The organism is Aquidulcibacter paucihalophilus (assembly GCA_030285985.1).
Lineage (GTDB): Bacteria > Pseudomonadota > Alphaproteobacteria > Caulobacterales > Caulobacteraceae > Brevundimonas.
This window is the reverse complement of the sequence record CP127384.1, coordinates 2,919,803-2,939,233: the sequence shown is the minus strand read 5'-3', so window position 1 is coordinate 2,939,233 and position 19,431 is coordinate 2,919,803. Positions and strand designations below refer to the sequence as shown.

Below are 19,431 nucleotides of genomic sequence, written 5' to 3'. Positions count from 1 at the left end.
GCCGCTATCCTTAGTGCTGGCGCAGGAAGACGAGAAGGCCGATCAGGATCAGGGCGAGTCCGAGGATGACGCCTTCATAGCGGGCCCAGCGCTCCAGCCGCAGGACCGACCAGCCCGCGCGGGCCAGGACGGTGAACAGGGTCATGCCCAGCACGGTGCCGGCGGCGAAGGCCAGGGTCAGGGCGGCCAGCACCAGGGGCCCTTGCGTCGCCTGCGACAGATAGATGGGCAGCAGCACCTCGCCGGGCGAGATCGCCATCATCGCGACCAGGCCCCAGAAGGCGGCGGTGTGCGAGACGGTCGGCTCGGACAGGGCCAGCGACGGCCCGCCGGCCATGATCGCCGGGCGCAGCAGGGCCTTGCCGAGATAGAAGGCGCCGAAGAGGAACAGGAGGCCGGCGGAGAGGCCGGGCAACAGGCCGGAGATCCACTGGTCCATGGCGATGCCGGCCGCCACGATCAGGCCGCCGACGACGGCGGTGGTGAGGATGTGGGCAAGGCCGGCCGTGGCGACGGCTGTCAGAACCTGCGGCAGGGTCCAGCGCTGGCCGCGTCCGACCAGTACGAAGGGCAGCCAGTGGGTCGGCAGGGCGGCGTGCAGGAAGGCCGTGACGAAGCCCGCGCCCAGCAGGGACAGCAGTACAGGTTGCTGGAGGTCGGAGGGGCTCATCGTTGGCCCTCTTAGAATGTTATCTTATAACAGTCCAGAGCGACACAGCGTCCCGGCGGCGCGATCAACCCACCCCCGTTTTTTCGCCCGTCCGCGTTGACTCCGACACCCCTCTGCGTCTATGTCGCCGCTCTTCGCCCGAGGGGGTCCCCCGTCGGGCTATTCTTTTTGCGTTTCGCTGAGGCTTCAACATGTACGCGGTGATCAAGACCGGCGGCAAGCAGTACCGGGTTCAACCGGGCGACGTCATTGTGGTCGAGAAGCTCGACGGCGAGGCCGGCTCGAACGTTTCGTTCGGTGACGTCCTGATGCTGGGCGGCGAAAAGGGCGTGACCCTGGGCGCTCCGCTGATCGCGGGTGCCGCGGTCGCCGCGACCCTGGTCGAGACCCGCAAGGGCGAGAAGATCAAGATCTTCAAGAAGACCCGTCGTCAGGGCTATCGCCGGACCAACGGCCATCGCCAGATGGAATCGGTCCTGCGCATCACCGGCATCGACGGTGCCGGCGAGAAGGCCAAGTGGGACGGCGAAACCTCGCTGATGACCAAGGCCGAAATGAACCTGCGCGCCCGCGGCCTGGCCCCGCGCGTCGAGGCGACCGAAGCCAAGCCGGCCAAGGCCGCCAAGGCCGCCGCCGCTCCGAAGGCTGAAGCCACCGCCAAGAAGGCTCCGGCCAAGAAGGCTGCGCCCAAGGCCAAGCCCGCCTCCACCGACGAAGCGTAAGAACAGTTAGAGACAGGGAGCAGACCTATGGCTCACAAGAAATCCGGTGGTTCGTCGCGTAACGGTCGCGACTCTCATTCCAAGCGCCTCGGCGTGAAGAAGTTCGGCGGCGAGAACGTCCTCGCCGGCAACATCCTCGTGCGCCAGCGCGGCACCACCTTCCACCCGGGCGACAACGTCGGCCTCGGCCGCGACCACACCCTGTTTGCGACCGCCCACGGCGCCGTGAAGTTCACCAAGAAGGCGAACGGCCGTTGTTACGTGTCGATTCTTCCGGCCACCGAACAGGCCATGGCCGCCGAGTAGCGCAGACCGACTGACACCCGGATCGCGCAAGGCTCGAGAGCCGCGATCCGGACCAGGGACAAGTTTCCGCGGGGAGTCTGGATCACCAGGCTCCCCGTTTGCGTTTCCCCGCCTCGACGCCGCCCGAGCCCTCCAAGGAGGCGGCAGATCGAACGAGGCCTGCGTGATGTGCGTGATCGAACCCTCTCCCGTCGTCGAGACGCGACGTCTGGTCCTGCGTTCGCCGGGGGCCCAGGACATTCCCCGGCTGGCGGCCTTCGCCAATGATCCGGAGATCGCGCGCATGACGCTGCGCATGCCGCATCCCTACGGGATCGCGGACGCCGAGAATTTCGTGCTGACGGTGGCGGTCCAGGATCCGGCGCGGGCCCGCACCTTCCTGATCGAACACGAGGACCACGGTCCGGTCGGGGTCATCGGCCTGTTCGAGGACGCGGATCCCGCACCCGAGGTCGGCTACTGGATCGCGCGCCCCTTCTGGGGCCGAGGCTTTGCGACCGAGGCCCTGCAAGGGGCGACGGCCTGGGCGTCGAAGGCCTGGCGGCGCCGCGCCCTGATGGCGGGGCATTTCAGCGACAATCCGGCGTCGGGCCGGGTGCTGGAGAAGGCCGGCTTCCTCTACACGGGCGAGGTCCGCAAGGGTTTCAGCCGCGCGCGGGGGGCCGAGGCTGCCACGCGCCGGATGGTGTGGCTGGCCTGATCAGCCGATCAGTCCGTGGGCCCAGCCGGCAAAGGCCAGCCACCCCGGAGAGGTCCAGATCAGCGGCACCGTGAACATCACCACGGCGAGGACGGCGCTTCCCGCAAGGGTCGCGGGGTGGATGCGTTTCAGGGTGAACAGGTCCCAGACGAACAGGGGCAGCAGGAACACCAGCGTCTGAAGGGGCGAGAGCGCCACCGGCAGCCACGCGGGGTCCGGGATACGTCCGAGCGCGGGCTGCAGCAGGTCGATCATGGCGATCAGCATCAGGCGCTTGTGGATGGCCGGGGTCCTGCGGAAAGCCAGGGCCGCAATGATCAGGCCGCCGAAGACTGGCACGTCCAGCAGGGGCACGGCCAGCCAGGTCAGTCCCGGGATACCCGGCGGCCTTGAAAATGGCCGGTCGACGCCCTGGAGCGCCGTGAGGATCGCCAGGGGAATCATGATCGCGATCAGGACCATGCCGACCTTGCCGAGCTGCCGATGCACGGCGACCCGGTTGGTCGCCACCAGGCTGGCCTGAATGCCGAACAGGATCACCCAGGCCGAAAAGACCAGGCCGTGCAGCATGACCACAGGGCTGATGGGCTCATACGGATGGGGGGCCGGCAGGACGCCGCGCAGATAGTAGCTGGGGGCGAAGCCGATGAAGATCACCACCAGGATGACCGCCGCCATGGTCGTGAAAAAGACCCTGTCGCGCACCGGGCGCGCAGCCGCAGATTCCAGAGAGATCATTCGATGTAGCCCCCGCTCACCGGAAGACTCAATCATCGAAGAACGGCGTTGTCCATCCGCAGGCCGCGACGGACCTGGCGTCAGCTGGAACCGGGCGAGGTCTGCCTAGCCGAAGAGGGTGGGCCCGAAAACCGCGGCCAGGGCGATGGCCCCGCCGGCGACAGCGACGATCGCGCCGGCGATGAAGGCCGCCCAGGTGCGAGCGGCGCGCTGGCGCCGCAGGCCGCTGGTCTTGACCGACCGCAGCATGACGCCGGGCTTGGGTCCGAAGACTTCCGAACCGGAAATATTGTGCTGGGACATGTACGCGCTCCCTGATCCACCGCCCCTTGCGGGTAACGGGCACCGAAGCGGGTCAGACAAGGCCAAACAATGGCGAACGGCGGTTATCCACTGATCCGTGATCGGATGAGCGTTGTTTGTTGGGCGCTATCGCTCGACGCGCGGCGTCTCGCTGCTTGAGCGCGGGCCTCGCGCTCCTAGCCGCAGTAGACCAGCCGGCCGCTGTAGGCGCGGTAGTAGCCGGTGCGGGGGTCGTAGGAGCGGTAGGTTGCCCGGCACCAGTCGGAGCGCGATCCGTAGCCGGCGTTGTATCCGCCGCCATAGCTGACGCCGCCGCCCGGATAGACGTGGTCGGGACGGCCATAGGCCCCGTGATAGGTCGTCGAGCCCTGGGCGTGGCCATAGTTGTTGGCCGAGCCGTAGCCGCGACGATAGCCGGAGCCGTACCGTCCGTGGCCATAACCGTCGCGGTCGTAACCGGCCAGTTCGCGATAGTCGCGGCGGGCCTGCGGACTGGCCTGGCGGCGCTGGTCGCGCCAGCGGTCACCGCAGTCGTCGCGGTTGGCGTCCCAGAACTGGTCGCAGCGGAAATCACCCGGCCGGTCCAGCTGGCTGCGCCAGTCGAAATTCGACGGCACGGCGTTGGAGCGGCGCGCCCGGTAGCCGTCGTTGTACGACCGCGGCTCATACCCGCCCTGGTAAGGCCGTTCGCCATAGCCGGCGTCATACGAGCTGTAGCCGTCGCCGGTCCGGTAGCCGGCATCATAGGTTCCGCTCCACGACTGGGCGGCGGCGGGAAGCGCGGACAGGCTCAGGCCGGCGGCGGCGATCAGGGCGAGACGGAACATGGTTAACTCTCCGAAGCGGCCAGATACGCGGCCCCAAAGACAACGGGTACAGGCAGGCGAAACGCTTACAGGGTGACGGACACGCGCCCGCCGCGGGTTCCGATGTGCCGCATGAGAACGATGCGGTCGCCACCGGCGCTGACCGGGGCGATGATGAACCACTCCCCGTCCGGAAGTCCCGAAAATTCGAACCGGCCGTTCTGGCAGGTGGCCGAGCGGACGAAGGAGCGATAGTCGGCGCTGGGGTTCTCGACGGTGCGGGCGCGCACCACGGCCTCCGGAATGGCCGCACGGTCGATCGAGCCGTACAGGGTCTGGAACCGGGCGCGGGTGTAGGGGGTGTCGGGCGTCAGGGCGACCGAGCCGGTACAGGCGAAGGTCTGGCCTTCGCGGCTGAAGGCGACGCGCCCGTCGATCGAGCCGCGGCCCGTCCCCGCCGACCAGGCGAAGTCTTCGGCGCTGAAGGCGGCGGACGTGGGGCGCGGGTCGCCCATGGGGACGGTTTCGCAGGCGGCCAAGGAGGCGGCCACGGCGACGACGGCGATCAGGTGGCGGGCGGACATGCAGGCTCTCTCCGTCAGGGGTGCGGGTCGAACGTCCCGATCAGACGCTCAACGCCGGCATAAGGTCAAGGTTGCGGCGCGTCGGGCCGTGGGCCAAAAGCGCGCATCAACCCGGCGCAGACCGGGTATAGGGAGCGTCCATGACAGTCACATTTGACGACATTCTGGCAGCCCGCGACCGCATCGCCGGCCAGGTCGACCGCACGCCGGTGCGCTATTCGCGGCGGCTGTCGCAGCTCACCGGGGCCGAGGTCTGGGTCAAGTTCGACAACCTGCATTTCACCGGCAGTTTCAAGGAGCGCGGCGCGCTGAACCGGCTGCTGCAACTGACGCCGGACGAGCGCAAACGCGGCGTGGTCGCGGCCAGCGCCGGCAACCATGCCCAGGCCCTCGCCTATCACGGTGCCCGGCTGGGCGTGCCGGTGACGATTGTGATGCCCGAGGGCACACCCTTCGTGAAGGCCGACGGCACCCGGGCGCACGGTGCCACGGTGGTCATCAAGGGGCTCGACTTCAGCGGCTCGACCGAAGAGGCCCACCGGCTGCGCGATGAGAAGGGCTTCGTCTTCGTCTCGGCCTTCGATGACGAGGGGATCGTCACGGGGCAGGGCGTCTGCGCGGTAGAGTTTCTTGAAGATGCGCCGGATCTGGACGCCCTGATCATCCCCATCGGCGGCGGCGGCCTGATCGCCGGCTGTTCGGTGGCGGCGAAGGCGATGAAGCCGGACATCCGGATCTTCGGCGTCGAGGCGGCCATGTATCCGTCGTTCAGCGCAAAACGTCGGGGCGAGACGCCGAAATGCGGTGGCCAGACCATCGCCGAAGGCATCGCCATCAAGGCCGTGGGCGACATCCCCTTCGCCATCGCCGACCCGCTGATCGAGGACATCCTCGTCTGCCAGGAAGCCGACTTCGAAACCGCCGTGTCCTACTACGCCACGCTCGAAAAGACGGTGGCCGAGGGCGCCGGCGCGGGCGGTCTCGCCGCCCTGCTGGCGTATCCGGACAGGTTCAGGGGGATGAAGGTCGGGCTGGTGCTGTGCGGCGGCAACATCGACGCCCGCATGCTGGCCGTGGTGTTGAACCGCGAGCTGGTGCGCGAGAAGAAGATGATCGTGTACCGGATTCTGGGCGACGACCGGCCCGGCATGCTGTCCAAGATGAGCGCCGTGATCGGCGGACTGGGCGGCAATATCATCGACGTGGTGCACAACCGGCTGGCGCTGGACGTGCCGGCCAAGGGCGCGGAGTTCGACATCATGGTCGAGACCCGCGGCGAGGCGCACGCCAACGAAATCAGACTTGGACTGGAAGAGGCGGGATATGACTTACGGATGGGCTAGAGGCGCATCGGCGCTGGCGATGATTGCGGTCCTCGCCGGGCCGCTGGCCGCCTGCGATCGCGCACCGGCGGCGCCCGACGAGACGGCGGCGCAGAACCTGCGCGCGGCCGAGTTCTTCCTGACCTCCAACGCCCGCGTCGAGGGCGTGCAGACCCTGCCGTCAGGCGTCCAGTACAAGGTGGTGCGCTCGGGCCCGCCGGGCGGCGAGCATCCGGACCGCAACGATCTGGTCCGCGTCGACTATGAGGGCACCCTGACCGACGGGACGGTGTTCGACAGCTCCTTCCAGGCCGGCCAGCCGGCCGTGTTCACCGTCAGCGATGTGGTGCCCGGCTGGACCGAGATCCTGCAGCAGATGCGGGTCGGGGATGAGTGGGTGGTCTATCTGCCGCCCGCGCTGGGCTATGGCGAAGAGGGCCGGCCGGGCATTCCGCCGAATGCCGTGATGGTGTTCCGGCTGAAGCTGCTGGACATCGCGCGGGCCCCGGGCGGCGAGCGCGGCGGGGCCGTGGCGCAGGGTTAGGGCAGCCTACGCTCTCCTCAGCCGTTCCACCGCCCATTCCGCGGCGTCGCGCACCACGGCGTCCGGGTCGCCCAGCAGCCGTTCGGCGGACGGGAGCAGCCCGGCATCGCCGCTGTTGCCGATGGCGTACAGGACGTTGCGGATGAACCGGTTGCGGCCGATCCGTTTGACCGGGCTCTTCGAGAACAGGGCGCGGAAGGCGGCGTCGTCCAGGGCGACGAGGTCGGCGAGCCGGGGCGAGACCAGGGCTTCACGCGCCTGCACCCGCGCCTCCTGCGAGGCCGCCGCGAACTTGTTCCAGGGACAGACGGCCAGACAGTCGTCGCAGCCATAGATGCGGCTGCCCGTCGCCGTGCGGAATTCCTCGGGCCATGGCCCGGCGAACTCGATGGTCAGATAGGACAGGCAACGGCGCGCATCGAGCTGGAACGGAGCCGGAAAGGCCCGGGTCGGGCAGACGTCGAGGCAGGCGGTGCAGGTGCCGCAATGCTCACCCTCGGGCGGGTCGGGCTCGAATTCCTTGGCGCTGAGGATGACGCCGAGGAACAGCCAGTTGCCGTGGGTGCGGCTGAGCAGATTGGTGTGCTTGCCCTGCCAGCCCAGGCCGGCGCGCTGGGCCAGCGGCTTTTCCATCAGCGGGGCGGTGTCCACGAACACCTTGACGTCCTCGCCGGTGCGGGCGGCGATCTGGCCCGCCAGCGTCTTCAGCCGGCCCTTGATGACCTCATGATAGTCGTCGCCGCGCGCATAGACCGAGATGTAGCCGGCCGAGCGGTCTTCCATTTCAGGCAGGGGATCGTGTTCGGGGCCGTAGTTGAGTCCGAGAACCACCGCGGTCCGGGCCCCGTCCCACATGGCCGTGGGATGGGCGCGGCGCTCAAGCGTCGTCTCCATCCAGCCCATCTCGCCGTGCCGCCCGGCCTCGACGAAATGCGCCAGCCGTTCGCCGGCGCTCCATGGCTCCGAGGCCGAGGCGAAGCGGCACACGTCGAAGCCGAGGGCCGCGGCGCTCTGACGGATGGTGTCGCGGGGGTCGGCCAGCATGGCCTTCTCTCCCACAACGCTCCTTCCGGCGAAATCAGAAATCCAGATCTGCGTACCAGGCGGAGGCCTGCACGCCGGGGAAGCGATCGGCCAGCAGCGGGCGGAAGCAGGGTCGCGACTTGAGCTTCATGTACCAGGTCTTGAGGCCCGGATACGCCGCCCAGGAGACCTCGCCGAAATAGTCCAGCACCGACAGGTGGGCAGCGGCAACGAAGTCGGCCTGGCTGATGCGGCGACCGGCCAGGGCGTCGCGTTCGGCCAGCAGGCCTTCCATCATCACCAGATGGGACTTCAGCGACTCGCGTCCGGCCCGCAGGGCGCGGGCTTCGGGCGGGCCGAGACGGAGCAGGGGCTTTTCCATCCGCTCGTGGAGCAGGACGGCGTTGACCTCGTCGGTGAAGCGCCGGTCGAACCAGGCCAGCAGACGACGCACCTCGGCCCGCTCTGCCGGGTCGGCGGGCAGCAGGAAGGGCTCCTTGGTCCGCTCTTCCAGCCAGCCGAGAATGGCGGCCGGTTCACAGAGGGTCAGCGGCCGTCCGCCGCCTTCGGTGACCTGGAGGACGGGCGGCATGCCCGACGGGTTGAGCGTCGCGACCGGGCAGCCGTCCTCCCAGGGACGGACGGGGGTCTCGGAGAACTCCAGTCGCGCTTCGCCCAGCGCCAGCCGCACGGCACGCGAGCCGGGATCGAAGGCGAAATGGTAGAGGACATAGTCCGACATGGCCGTTGCATGCACCAGCGGGCGTTAATCCCGCGTTAGCTGTCTTGCCTGGCCTGCCGGGCCGCTAGCCGAGGTCGGGCTGTGCCGTTTCCCCGAACGCGCCGCCGTGGGCTTCGGCGCGGCCACGGGGGTCGGGGTGGATCAGGATGTCGGCGCGGGGGAAGGCCGCCAGCAGCCGGTTTTCGGCCTCCACGACGATGGCGTGGGCGGCGTCTAGGGTCAGGGCCGGATCGAGGTCGACGTGCATCTGGATCATCATCGAATTGCCGGCCATGCGGGTGCGAAGCTGGTGCACGCCGGAAATGCGCGGATCGGCGAGGACGGCGGTCGTGATCGCCACGCGCTCGGCGTCGGGCACGGCCTTGTCGACCAGGTGGTCGGCGGCGGCCTTCAGCACCCCCACCGCGCCCCAGAACAGCCAGACCGCGACGATCAGGCCGGCCGCGGCGTCCAGTCCCGGGGCGGCCAGGAAGCTCCCTGAAATCACCCCGATCAGGACGACGCCATTGGCCGCCAGGTCGCCGGCGTAATGGGCGCGATCGGCTGCGACGGCGAGGGAACCGCTCCGGGCCATGGCGCGGCCCTGCATCCAGACCAGCCAGCCGGTCAGGGCGATCGAGATCAGGATGACCACCACGCCCCAGTAGCCCGAGGCGACGGGCCGGGGGTCGAAGATGCGCTGAACGGCTTCCCAGCCGATGAACAGGGCCGAGGCGAAGACGAGACCGGCCTGGACGAGCGCCGCCAGGGCCTCGCCCTTGCCGTGACCGTAACGGTGGTCCTCGTCGGCCGGCAAAGCTGCCCAGCGCACAGCGAAGAAGACGCCCAGCGACGCCACCAGATCGAGCGCCGAATCCGCCAGCGAGGCGAGGATCGATACCGAGCCGGAGGCACCGAGGGCAAAGGCCTTGAGCGCGATCAGCACCACCGCGACCCCGACCGACAGTCGGGTCACGGCGCGGGTCGCGGCATGGCCGTCGGCGTGGATATCGGTGGCGGCGGCAGCGGACGTCATTGACGCCTTGTCGCGGAAAGCCCGCTCCCTGCCAAGGCCAGTCCGATCCGTCCGTTAGCGGGATCGTCATGAAAGCGCCCCAAGGTACGCGCCCGATGGGGGCAGGAGCCTGCTGCTCCCTGCGGAGGTTGCGACCTGGAACCTGCAGACCCCACCCCGGAAGCCGTCCGCTGGATCGGACGTGGCGAGGCCCTGGCCCGACTGGGGGTCAAGACCCAGACCCTCTACGCCTATGTCAGCCGCGGCCGCATTGCCGCCCGTCCGGACCCGTCCGACCCGCGCCGCAGCCTCTATGCCGTTCAGGATATCGCCCGGCTGAGCGGCGAGACGGTCGATGACGACGAGACGGCCGCCCAGCGCCGTATCCCGCGCGTGGCCAGCCGGGGCGAGGCCGAGGTTTCGTCGTCCCTGTCCGTGATCGCGGGCGGACGGCTCTTCTACCGCGGACTGGATGCCGCCCAGCTGTCCGAGACGGCGACGCTGGAAGACGTCGCCCGCCGCCTGTGGGACGCCCGGTCGGTCAATCCATTCGCCGAGATTCGCCCCCGCGTCGGTGCCGTTCCGGGTGGATCCATCCGGGCCCGGCTGTTCACAGCCCTCGCCCGGCGGGCCGAGGAGGATGCCGACCCCAAGGCGCGCACGGTCGAATCCCTGCGGCTGGAGTGCGCGCGGGTTCTGGACGAGGCAGTGGATGCCGCCGCCGGATCGGGCCCGCGCCTGTTCCTGCACCAACGACTGGCGCGATCCTGGAAGACACCCGACCGCGACGCCCACCTGATACGCCGTGCCCTGGTGCTTTCGGCGGACAATGAGATGAATGCGGCGGTGCTGGCCACGCGGGCGGCCGCGGACGGGGGTGCGGCCCCGGCGGCGGCGGCCTTCGCCGGGCTGCTGACCCTGACCGGGTCCGGGATGATGGCCGAGCTGACGCGGGCCTCGGACTGGGTCGTGGCGGTCCGCCGACAGGCCACGGACGCGGCGCGCAGGGCTCATGGCGCGAGCGGCCTGGCGGGCTTCGGCAGCGCGGACTATCCGGCGGGCGATCCGCGAGCGGCGGCCCTGATGGGTGCGGCGGACCTGCCGGCGGACCTTTCCCGGGCCTTGCAGGAAGGCGAGGCGGCGACCGGGCGGCCGGCGAATTTCAGCCTGGCGCTGGCGCTCGTTGCCCGGCGGCTGGAGCTGCCGCGCGACGCCGCGGGCGACCTGCTGCTGCTGGGCCGTCTGGCCGGACTGCTGGGTCATGCGCTGGATCAGTCGACGAATGGCTCGCCTATCCGGGCGCGGCTGCGCTATGTGGGACCTGAACCGGGCGCGCATTGACGGCCCTTAGTCATGGGGTGCGTGCGTGGCCGACTGGATTGCAGCGATCATTCTCGGGCTGGTCGAAGGGCTGACCGAGTTCATTCCGGTCTCCTCCACAGGCCACCTGCTGCTGGCCAAGGAAGCCCTCGGCCTGTCCAACACGCCCTGGGACACCTTCATCGTGATGATCCAGCTGGGCGCCATCCTGGCGGTCGTGGCTGTCTATTTCGCCCGGCTGTGGAAGGTGTTGCTGGGCCTGCCGGGCAAGGATCCCGCGGCCCGGCGGTTCGCCATCTCCGTACTGTTGGCCTTCTTCCCCTCTGCGGTGCTGGGGCTGCTGTTCCACGACTTCATCAAGGACGTGCTGTTCGACACCACCATCGTCTGCGTCACCCTGATCGTAGGCGGCATCGCCCTGATCGTGCTGGAGCGCTGGTCTGACGCCGGTACCATGGGCCTGCGGCGCGTGGTTCGGGACGGCGTCGAGACCCTCGAACAGCGTGAGATCGCCGAAGACGCCATGAAGCTGTCTTGGAAGACGGCGCTGGGGATCGGCCTGTGGCAGTGCCTGTCGATCATCCCGGGCGTGTCCCGGAGCGGTGCGACGATCGTCGGCGGCCTGCTCCTGGGCGTCGACAAGAAGGCGGCGGCCGAGTTCTCGTTCTTCCTCGCCATTCCGACCATGGTCGGCGCGTTCGGCCTGGATTTCTGGGAGAGCCGCGAGCTGATCACCAATGACGTCGCGAGCCTGATCGCGATCGGCTTTGTGGTGTCCTTCATCAGCGGCCTGTTCGTGGTCCGCTTCCTCGTCGATTTCGTCGGCCGTTACGGCTTCGCGCCGTTCTCGGCCTGGCGCATCCTTGTCGGGACCGTCGGCCTGCTGGCGATCTGGCTCGGCTGAGGCCTCAGGCCGCCGGCGCTTCCGCGAACTGTCCGCCGCGCCGGTAGCGCCACAGATAGGACGGGGCGATGGCCTCGATGCCGGTGGGCTCGATGCCCAGGGCGGCCAGACCCTCGGCGCCGTCGGCGACGACATTGTCGCTCTCCAGCAGCACGACCTGATCGCGGGTCAGGACCGGGGCGATGCCGACCATGGCGGTCAGCTGGGCCATGGAGCCGATGGCGCGGGCCACGAAGAAGGGCAGGGGGATGAGGCCGAAGTTGCGATAGGTCTCGCGCCGGATCAGTTTCAGCACGTCCTCGAAGGTCATCACCGCCGGCCCGCCCAGCTCGAAGGTGCGGCCCGCCGCCTCGGGGGAGACGGTCGCGCGGGCGATGGCCTCGGCCACGTCGGCGACATAGACCGGCTGGAATTTCGTCTGGCCGCCGCCGATCAGCGGCAGGGCCGGGGCCATGGAGGCCAGGGCGGCGAAGCGGTTGAGGAAGTCGTCTCCGGCGCCGAAGACGATCGACGGGCGGATGACCACGGCGTCCGGCTTGACCTCGCGCACGGCCATCTCGGCCGCGCCCTTGGACAGGGCGTAGTCGGAGCGGCTTTCCGGGCTGGCGCCGATGGCCGAGACCTGGACCAGGCGGCCGACGCCGCCGGCGGCGCAGGCTTCGGCGATGTTGCGTGAGGCGTCGACGTGCAGGCTGTGGAAGGTGCGGCGACCTGATTCGTAGAGGATGCCGACCAGATTGATCGCGGCGGTGGCCCCGCGCAGGGCCGCGGCGACGTCCTCGGGCCGGGTCACATCGCAGCGCACCGACTGGAACTGGCCGACCGAACCCGAGGTCTGGAGCTTGTAGGCGCGGTCAGGACGGCGGCAGGCGATACGCACCCGCCAGCCGCGCTTGGCCAGCGCCTGGACGACCTGGCTGCCGACGAAACCCGAACCGCCGAAGACGGTGACAAGGCCGGGGGCGACTTCGTTCATGACAGGCTCCGATGGGCGACGGCGCGAGGCCGGAAAAGCCTCGACGCGCCGGGGATTAGACGATGGCCGCGGCGCTCGCAACGCAAAGGCCGCAAATCCCTGTTGACCGGCCCCGGACCCTGCCTTAAGGGTCCGCGCCTTCCGGACGAATACGTGTGCAAGCGCGAAGCGTCTGGGCCCAGGTGGCGGAATTGGTAGACGCGCTGGCTTCAGGTGCCAGTGATAGAAATGTCGTGGAGGTTCGAGTCCTCTCCTGGGCACCAATTATTCAGACGGCGTCGCACTTCGGTGCGGCGCCGTTTGTGTTTTGGGGCTGTGGCGGGGTGATTGGTGATTGGTGATTGGCCCGAAGCCGGGCCGCAACTGCACCGGACCCCCGTCCTGAAGACGCCCACCAGCCACCAATCACCAACCACCAACCACCTGCGAAGCCGGAGGGAGACATCCCCGCCGCCACACGCTAGTTGAGGGCCTGAAAGGGTTTCAAGAATGACGGTGTTCCTCCACGAAGGCGACCTGCCCGACGGCCTCGATCTGGGGCCCGAGGTGGCCATCGATTCCGAGACCATGGGGCTGCGCTTCCGACGCGATCCGCTGTGCGTGGTGCAGCTGTCGGCCGGAGACGGGGACGCCCATGTCGTGCGCATGAACCGCCCGGGCTATGACTGCCCGAACCTGAAGCGCCTGCTGACCGATCCGAACGTGCTGAAGCTGTTCCACTTCGGCCGGTTCGACATCGGCATGTTCCAGCTGCACCTGGGGGTCGAGACCCGCCCGGTCTATTGCACCAAGATCGCTTCCAAACTGGCCCGCACCTATACCGACCGTCATGGCTTGAAGGACGTTGTGCGCGAACTGGTCGGCGTTGACCTGTCCAAGGCCCAGCAGTCCAGCGACTGGGGCGCGGCCGAACTGTCGCCCGCCCAGCTGGAATACGCCGCGTCGGACGTTCTGTATCTGCACGCCGCCAGGGTCCGGCTGGACGAGATGCTGGCGCGCGAGGGCCGGTCCGAACTGGCCCGCAAATGTTTCGACTTCCTGCCCACCCGGTCGGCGCTCGATCTGGCCGGCTGGGACGAGATGGACGTGTTCGCGCACACCTGATGACCGATCCCGCCGACACCCACGCGCATGAAGACGAGGCCCGCGTCGTCGCGACGGCCAAGGCCTTCCGCGCGCGCTCGCGCCGGGTCCAGCTGCTGCGCCGGGTCCTGCCGGTGGCGATCATCGTCCTGGCCGGCGGCACGGTCAGCTGGATCGTCCTGCGCAGCGTCATGTCCGACGTCGAGCGCAAGGCCGGAACCAGCCGCGAGATCCGGCTCGACGCCCTGCGGTTCCACGGCCAGGACGCCGCCGGTCGCAGCTTTGTCATCGGGGCCGAAGGGGCCGTGCGCGATCCGGATACGGGCCGCTATCGTCTGATCGGCCCGGCCCTGCGTCTGAACCTCGGGGGTCGCAAGGTGACCACCCTGACCGCCGACGGCGGCGTCTACGACGAGGCCGGCAAGACCGTGACCATCGGCCCGAACGTGCGGATTTCCGACGGCGGCTCGGGCTTTACGCTGGTCACGCCCGAGGCGGTGGTCGACACCGCGACCGGCATTGTGACCGGGAACAAGGGCGTCGAGGGCTCCGGCCCGCTTGGAACCATCAGCGCTTCGTCCTATGTCATCCGGGAACAGGGCGGGCGCGTCGAGTTTCGAGGCTCCGGCGAAAACAAGATACGCGGCACGATCAGCGCCGGAGGGCCGACCCAATGAGCAAGACCAGAACCCTGACCATCGCGGCGACGGCGCTGGCGCTTCTGGCCCTGCCGACGATGGGTGACGCCCAGACGACGCCACAGACCGCGCCCCGGCTGGGCCAGGGAGCCATCTCCTATGGCGCAGATGCCGGTGAGGCGACGCCGAACAGCCTGTCGCTGCGCGGCCGGGCTGAAGTCGTGCAGGGACAGAACCGCCTTCGCGCTGACGTCATCAGCGGCTCGGGCGTCAACAGTGAAATCGACCGCATCGAGGCCAGCGGCAACGTCTATTTCGTCACGCCGGAACAGACCATCCGCGGGGACCGGGCCGTCTTTACACTGTCGGACAATGAAGTGGTCGTGACGGGAGATGTCATCGTCACCCAGGGTGAGAATGTGATGACGGGCGGGCGGCTGACCTACAATACGGCGACGCGGGCGGTCACCATGGCGGGCGGGTCCGGTTCGAACGGCGGCCGCATCCGCGGTGTCTTCTATCCCGATAGCAGCGGGAACTGAGCCCCGGCTCTGACTGACATTGGCGCGCAAGGAACTCTCAGCCCTCAATGTGATCGAGGCCCCCGCCACCCCGGAGGTCGCCGGAGAGGCGCGTCCGACGGGCCTGCGGGTCGATCACATCGCGCGCTCCTTCGGCCAGCGGCAGGTGGTGCGCGACGTCTCCCTGCATGTCGAGCGGGGCCAGGTCGCGGGCCTGCTGGGCCCCAACGGGGCCGGCAAGACCACCTGTTTCTACATGATCACCGGCCTGATCCCGCCTGACAGCGGCACCATCTGGCTGGACGGCGAGGACATCACGGCCCAGCCGATGTACCAGCGCGCCCGCATGGGTCTGGGTTATCTGGCGCAGGAGGCCTCGATCTTCCGCGGCATGACGGTCGAGCAGAACGTCCGCGCGGTGGTCGAGCTGCACCATACGGGTCACGCCGCCATCGCCGAGGAGACCAGCCGCCTGCTGGAAGAGCTGCGTATCGACCATCTGCGCCACGCCCCGGCCTCGGGCCTCTCGGGCGGCGAGCGGCGGCGCTGCGAGATCGCGCGGGCCTTGGCCGGCAAGCCGTCCTTCATGCTGCTGGACGAACCCTTCGCCGGCATCGACCCCCTGGCCATCGCTGATATCCGCCAGGTCATCCGCTATCTGGCCGGCCAGGGCATCGGCGTGCTGATCACCGACCACAATGTCCGCGAGACGCTGGAAATCATCGACCACGCCTCGATCATCTCGGGCGGGGCCGTGCTGTTCGAGGGCAAGGCCGAGGACGTGATCCGCGATCCGGAAGTGCGCCGGGTCTATCTGGGCGACATGTACGGGTAATTTGCGGGAGGGCTTGCTCTTCCCTTGTCATCCCGGACGTCGCGAAGCGGCGATCCGGGACGGCTTTTGCAACCTTGACGCATCCCGGTCGACCCGTCAGGGTCGAGCCGGGAGACAGGGCGATGCCGAACCGCTTCTATGTCTATCTGCTTGCAAGCGGGCCGTGCGGCTGGCTGTACGTCGGCGTCACCAACGATCTCATACGACGAGTTGCGGAGCACAAGCAGGGCCTGATCCCGGGCTATACGGCCGAGCGAGGTATCGATCGGCTGGTCTGGTATGAGACCCACCAATACATCGATCAGGCCATCTTGCGGGAGAAGCGGATCAAGCGCTGGCGCAGGGAATGGAAATTCTCGCTGGTCGAGGCGTTCAATCCTCGCTGGGCCGATCTGTACGGGGACCTGCGGGCGAGGGGAGCCTAGGCCCGGTTCGGCAGACGCCGACCGGGCCTTGTGACCGTTCTCGCATCACCGTCCCGGATAGCGCCTGCGGCGCTTCCGGGATGACAAGATTTTACTCCCCGCCCACGCTCAGCCTCGAGATCAACACCGCCGCCCGCTGGGCCTGACGGACCAGGCTGTCCAGATCGACCCATTCGCCGTCCGCATGCGCATTGCCGCCGGCGATGCCGAGGCCGCCCAGCGTATCCACATCGGCGGCGACGAAGCCGCTGTCGGCGGCGCCGCGGCGGGCGGGGTCGTATTCGGACATCTCGGGCAGGCCGAGGTCGCGGTTGACCGCGTTCAGGCGGGCCAGAAGCGCGCGGTTGCCCTCGCTCGGGGCCATGGGCGGATAGCCGCCCTCGGCGAAGACCAGTTCCGCCCCGGTGCGGGGCAGGTGATCCTCGACAATGGCCTGCATCCGGCCGCGAACGCGCTCGTCCTGCTCGCGGGTCAGGGTGCGCAGGTCGCCGTGGGCGATGGCGGTCGAGGCGACGATATTGGTCTTGCCCGAGGCGGTGACGCTGAAGCCCTCCGCATCGATGGCGGCGGGCGTGCCGCCGGCGACGACGCCGACATTGTAGGTCAGGTTCGGCTCGGGCAGGTCGCGGCGGAAGCCGTCGAGGATGCGGGCCAGCTCATAGATGGCGCCGTAGCCGAGGGCATCGTTGAACACCCCGCTGGAATGGCCGGTGCGGCCGGTCGCGGTCAGGGTCCAGTTGGAAGAGCTGCGCCGCGCGATGGTGCCGAAGTCGGTCCCGTCCTCGATGGCCAGGTTCTCGAACTCCAGGGCGAAGGCGGCGGCGCGACCGGCCTCGACCAGGTCGCGGCGGGCGATCGACGCCGGCGCGCCGATCCGCTCCTCGTCGCCGGTCAGGAAGACGGTGATGCTTGCATCTTCCAAAGTGCCCGCCGCCTGCATGGCCCGCAGGGCGGCGATGATGACGGCGATGCCGCCCTTGTCGTCGCCGATCCCCGGCCCGGTCGCGCGGGCCCCGTCGCGCTCGAACCGCTGGAAGGGGTTGTCGGCTTCGAAGACGGTGTCGAGGTGGCCGATCAGCAGGACATTGCGGCCCGGGCCTTCATGCGTGGCGATCAGGTGTCCGGCGCGGCCGGTGTCAGCCATGTCGACCCAGCGGACGGTGAAGCCCAGCGGCTCCAGCTCGGCCCGGACCATGTCGCCGACGATCCGCACGCCGGGCAGGTTCAGGGTGCCGCTGTTCTGGTTCACCATCCGCTCCAGCAGGGCGATGTGGCGGTCATGCTCGGCGGCCACCGTCTGCATCATCGTCTGTTCGGACGGGTCGACGACCGGCGCGAAGGTCGACTGGGCGAAGGCGGCACCGGGCAGGGCCATGAGCAGCAGGGCGGCAAGGATGGGGCGCATCGGGGCTCTCGCTCGTGACGGACGGTCCGGACAGGGGAGCAAAGCGCGCGCGGCAGGTCCAGCGGTTTAGAACGCCGTTAACCCGTCAGGCCACAAGGTGGCCGCAGCAAGTTTCGGGCCACGCGCTGCGTCGGCCCTGGGCGCAGGGGAAAAAGAACGTTGCTCGGACAAAGGCTGGAGATTCGGCAGGGCCAGGGTCTGGTCATCACGCCCCAGCTGCAGCAGGCGATCAAGCTGCTGCAACTGTCCAACCTCGAGCTGGAGGCCTTCGTCGAGGCCGAGCTGGAGAAGAATCCGCTGCTGCAGCGCGAGGACGCCGAGCCCGGTGGCGAGATCGACGCCCCGGTGGCCGTGGAGAGCCATGACGCCGCCGAGATGAGTTTTGACGAGGGTCGGGTGACGGATGCGGATCGCACGCTCGATGCCCGCTCCGACGATGTCTATGGCGATGCCAGCCCTGGCGAACGCACCTCGGACCGGATGGAGGACGTTGGCGTCGGCGAGGCCCAGGTCGGGCTGAACGACTGGTCGCGCGCCGGCTCGGGCGGCGGTCTGCCCGACGGCGAGGGCCGTGAGCAGCCCGACAGCCGCGAGATGACCCTGTGGGAGCATCTGCAGGCGCAGGCGTCGCAGGCAGCCTTCTCGTCCTCCGATCACGCCATCGCCCTGACCCTGATCGATAGCGTCGACGAGGGCGGCTATCTGCGCGGCGAACTGGCCGAGATCGCCGACCGGCTGGGCGTGCCGCTCGAACGGATCGAGGGTGTTCTGGCCGTTTGCCACGGGTTTGAACCGACGGGCGTCATGGCCCGGTCCGTGCCCGAATGCTTGAAGCTGCAGCTGATCGAACGCAACCGGTTCGACCCCGCCATGGGCTGTCTGCTCGACAATCTGGACCTGCTGGCCAAGCGGGACCTGTCGGGGCTGCGCCGGGTCTGCGGCGTCGACGCCGAGGACATGGCCGAGATGATCGCCGAACTGAAGGCGCTGACGCCCCGGCCCGGTGCCGGCTTCGGCGGCGAGCCGGCCCAGACGGTGATCCCCGACGTGCATGTGCGGTCCGATCCGGCCGGCGGCTGGAAGGTCGAGCTGAACGCTGACACCCTGCCGCGACTGATCATGGACAAGCGCTATCACGGGGTGGTGGCGGCGGGTTCGCGCTCGGATGTGGAAAAAACCTTCGTCGCCGACTGCGCCGCCCAGGCCAGCTGGCTGGTCAAGTCGCTGGACCAGCGCGCCAAGACCATACTGAAGGTCTCGTCCGAGATCGTGCGCCAGCAGGATGCCTTCCTGGCGTTCGGCGTCGAGTTCCTGCGGCCGCTGAATCTGAAGACGGTGGCCGACGCCATCGGCATGCATGAATCGACGGTCAGCCGGGTGACCTCGAACAAATACGTCTCGACCCCGCGCGGGGTGTTCGAGCTCAAATTCTTCTTCACGGCGGCGATCCAGTCCTCCGACGGCGGCGCGACCCACTCGGCCGAGGCCGTCCGCCACCGGATCAAGGCCATGATCGACGGCGAGGGCCGCGACGGCGACGTGCTCAGCGACGACCGGATCGTGGAGATCCTCAAGGAGACGGGCATCGACATCGCCCGCCGCACTGTGGCGAAATACCGCGAGGCGTTGCGGATCCCTTCGTCGGTGGAACGCAAGCGGATGCTGAAGACCGGTTAGTCGGGCGCTAACGCTCGCGACGCGGTCGCTCGCTGCTTGAGCGCGAGGCTTGCGCGAAGCGCCAGGCCGCGTCGGGTCGACAAGGCGGAGCCTTGTGACCGCGGCCCCTCAAGACTGAGAAGCGCCAGGCCGCGTCGGGTCCGACCTTCGGTCGGCCCAAGGACAGGCTCCGGGTCGACAAGGCAGAGCCTTG

General features: G+C 68.8%; 23 protein-coding genes and 1 tRNA gene. 14 read left to right on the top strand and 10 right to left on the bottom strand.

Annotation, left to right across the window (positions count from 1 at the left end; translation table 11 throughout):
• Positions 1 to 10 precede the first annotated feature (10 nt).
• Positions 11 to 670 (bottom strand): hypothetical protein, encoded by a 660-nt coding sequence (locus KB221_14525; GenBank protein ID WIY69270.1) that lies wholly within the window; start codon positions 668 to 670, stop codon positions 11 to 13.
• Between the two features lie 191 nt (positions 671 to 861).
• On the opposite strand from KB221_14525, the gene rplU reads away from it, so the two are divergent.
• The 3 genes from rplU (at position 862) to KB221_14510 (ending at position 2,398) form a co-directional block, all read left to right on the top strand.
• Positions 862 to 1,392, top strand: a complete 531-nt coding sequence (gene rplU / locus KB221_14520) for a 50S ribosomal protein L21 (GenBank protein ID WIY69269.1) — start codon at positions 862 to 864, stop codon at positions 1,390 to 1,392.
• A 27-nt stretch (positions 1,393 to 1,419) separates the two neighbouring features.
• On the top strand, positions 1,420 to 1,698 hold the full coding sequence (gene rpmA / locus KB221_14515; protein ID WIY69268.1) for a 50S ribosomal protein L27: 279 nt from the start codon (positions 1,420 to 1,422) through the stop codon (positions 1,696 to 1,698).
• Between the two features lie 166 nt (positions 1,699 to 1,864).
• Entirely contained in the window at positions 1,865 to 2,398 is a 534-nt protein-coding gene (locus KB221_14510; protein ID WIY69267.1) for a GNAT family N-acetyltransferase, read from the top strand.
• Here the strand turns inward: KB221_14510 and KB221_14505 are convergent, their stop codons facing one another.
• The 4 genes from KB221_14505 to KB221_14490 form a co-directional block, all read right to left on the bottom strand.
• Positions 2,399 to 3,076, bottom strand: a complete 678-nt coding sequence (locus KB221_14505; protein WIY69266.1) for a hypothetical protein — start codon at positions 3,074 to 3,076, stop codon at positions 2,399 to 2,401.
• A 165-nt stretch (positions 3,077 to 3,241) separates the two neighbouring features.
• Positions 3,242 to 3,439, bottom strand: a complete 198-nt coding sequence (locus tag KB221_14500; protein ID WIY69265.1) for a hypothetical protein — start codon at positions 3,437 to 3,439, stop codon at positions 3,242 to 3,244.
• 176 nt (positions 3,440 to 3,615) lie between these two features.
• Entirely contained in the window at positions 3,616 to 4,266 is a 651-nt protein-coding gene (locus tag KB221_14495) for a BA14K family protein (protein ID WIY69264.1), read from the bottom strand.
• Positions 4,267 to 4,331: 65 nt separating this feature from the next.
• Complete coding sequence (locus KB221_14490) at positions 4,332 to 4,829, bottom strand: hypothetical protein (GenBank protein WIY69263.1); 498 nt, start codon at positions 4,827 to 4,829, stop codon at positions 4,332 to 4,334.
• A 140-nt stretch (positions 4,830 to 4,969) separates the two neighbouring features.
• Between KB221_14490 and KB221_14485 the strand changes: the two genes are divergently transcribed.
• Both KB221_14485 and KB221_14480 read left to right on the top strand, forming a co-directional pair.
• Positions 4,970 to 6,172: a threonine ammonia-lyase gene (locus KB221_14485; GenBank protein ID WIY69262.1), complete on the top strand. Its 1,203-nt coding sequence runs from the start codon at positions 4,970 to 4,972 to the stop codon at positions 6,170 to 6,172.
• A 19-nt stretch (positions 6,173 to 6,191) separates the two neighbouring features.
• Entirely contained in the window at positions 6,192 to 6,695 is a 504-nt protein-coding gene (locus tag KB221_14480; protein ID WIY69261.1) for an FKBP-type peptidyl-prolyl cis-trans isomerase, read from the top strand.
• A 6-nt stretch (positions 6,696 to 6,701) separates the two neighbouring features.
• Here KB221_14480 and queG read toward each other — a convergent pair whose 3' ends face one another.
• The 3 genes from queG to KB221_14465 form a co-directional block, all read right to left on the bottom strand.
• Positions 6,702 to 7,739 carry a tRNA epoxyqueuosine(34) reductase QueG gene (gene queG / locus KB221_14475; GenBank protein WIY69260.1) on the bottom strand — a complete coding sequence of 346 codons (1,038 nt, stop codon included), beginning with the start codon at positions 7,737 to 7,739 and terminating at the stop codon, positions 6,702 to 6,704.
• Between the two features lie 34 nt (positions 7,740 to 7,773).
• Positions 7,774 to 8,460: a glutathione S-transferase family protein gene (locus KB221_14470; GenBank protein ID WIY70943.1), complete on the bottom strand. Its 687-nt coding sequence runs from the start codon at positions 8,458 to 8,460 to the stop codon at positions 7,774 to 7,776.
• 64 nt (positions 8,461 to 8,524) lie between these two features.
• A complete protein-coding gene (locus KB221_14465; GenBank protein WIY69259.1) occupies positions 8,525 to 9,475 on the bottom strand; it encodes a cation diffusion facilitator family transporter in 951 nt (316 codons plus the stop codon).
• A gap of 372 nt (positions 9,476 to 9,847) precedes the next feature.
• On the opposite strand from KB221_14465, the gene KB221_14460 reads away from it, so the two are divergent.
• Both KB221_14460 and KB221_14455 read left to right on the top strand, forming a co-directional pair.
• Positions 9,848 to 10,795, top strand: coding sequence for a citrate/2-methylcitrate synthase (locus KB221_14460; protein WIY69258.1), 948 nt, complete (start codon positions 9,848 to 9,850; stop codon positions 10,793 to 10,795).
• A 25-nt stretch (positions 10,796 to 10,820) separates the two neighbouring features.
• Positions 10,821 to 11,678, top strand: a complete 858-nt coding sequence (locus tag KB221_14455) for an undecaprenyl-diphosphate phosphatase (protein ID WIY69257.1) — start codon at positions 10,821 to 10,823, stop codon at positions 11,676 to 11,678.
• A gap of 4 nt (positions 11,679 to 11,682) precedes the next feature.
• Here the strand turns inward: KB221_14455 and KB221_14450 are convergent, their stop codons facing one another.
• Positions 11,683 to 12,654, bottom strand: coding sequence for a complex I NDUFA9 subunit family protein (locus tag KB221_14450; protein WIY69256.1), 972 nt, complete (start codon positions 12,652 to 12,654; stop codon positions 11,683 to 11,685).
• Positions 12,655 to 12,830: 176 nt separating this feature from the next.
• Between KB221_14450 and KB221_14445 the strand changes: the two genes are divergently transcribed.
• The 6 genes from KB221_14445 (at position 12,831) to KB221_14420 (ending at position 16,156) form a co-directional block, all read left to right on the top strand.
• Positions 12,831 to 12,917: transfer RNA gene (locus KB221_14445), tRNA-Leu, on the top strand.
• A gap of 226 nt (positions 12,918 to 13,143) precedes the next feature.
• Entirely contained in the window at positions 13,144 to 13,758 is a 615-nt protein-coding gene (locus tag KB221_14440; protein WIY69255.1) for a ribonuclease D, read from the top strand.
• Positions 13,758 to 14,414 (top strand): LPS export ABC transporter periplasmic protein LptC, encoded by a 657-nt coding sequence (lptC, locus tag KB221_14435; protein ID WIY69254.1) that lies wholly within the window; start codon positions 13,758 to 13,760, stop codon positions 14,412 to 14,414. The genes KB221_14440 and lptC overlap by 1 nt, the downstream gene beginning before the upstream one ends.
• Positions 14,411 to 14,917, top strand: coding sequence for an LptA/OstA family protein (locus tag KB221_14430; GenBank protein WIY69253.1), 507 nt, complete (start codon positions 14,411 to 14,413; stop codon positions 14,915 to 14,917). Before lptC ends, KB221_14430 begins: the two co-directional genes overlap by 4 nt.
• 52 nt (positions 14,918 to 14,969) lie before the next feature.
• A complete protein-coding gene (gene lptB, locus KB221_14425) occupies positions 14,970 to 15,731 on the top strand; it encodes an LPS export ABC transporter ATP-binding protein (GenBank protein WIY70942.1) in 762 nt (253 codons plus the stop codon).
• A 122-nt stretch (positions 15,732 to 15,853) separates the two neighbouring features.
• Positions 15,854 to 16,156: a GIY-YIG nuclease family protein gene (locus tag KB221_14420; protein WIY69252.1), complete on the top strand. Its 303-nt coding sequence runs from the start codon at positions 15,854 to 15,856 to the stop codon at positions 16,154 to 16,156.
• Between the two features lie 91 nt (positions 16,157 to 16,247).
• Here KB221_14420 and KB221_14415 read toward each other — a convergent pair whose 3' ends face one another.
• Entirely contained in the window at positions 16,248 to 17,561 is a 1,314-nt protein-coding gene (locus KB221_14415) for a M20/M25/M40 family metallo-hydrolase (GenBank protein WIY69251.1), read from the bottom strand.
• Positions 17,562 to 17,720: 159 nt separating this feature from the next.
• Between KB221_14415 and rpoN the strand changes: the two genes are divergently transcribed.
• Positions 17,721 to 19,238: an RNA polymerase factor sigma-54 gene (gene rpoN, locus KB221_14410; protein WIY69250.1), complete on the top strand. Its 1,518-nt coding sequence runs from the start codon at positions 17,721 to 17,723 to the stop codon at positions 19,236 to 19,238.
• The last annotated feature ends 193 nt before the right edge of the window (positions 19,239 to 19,431 follow it).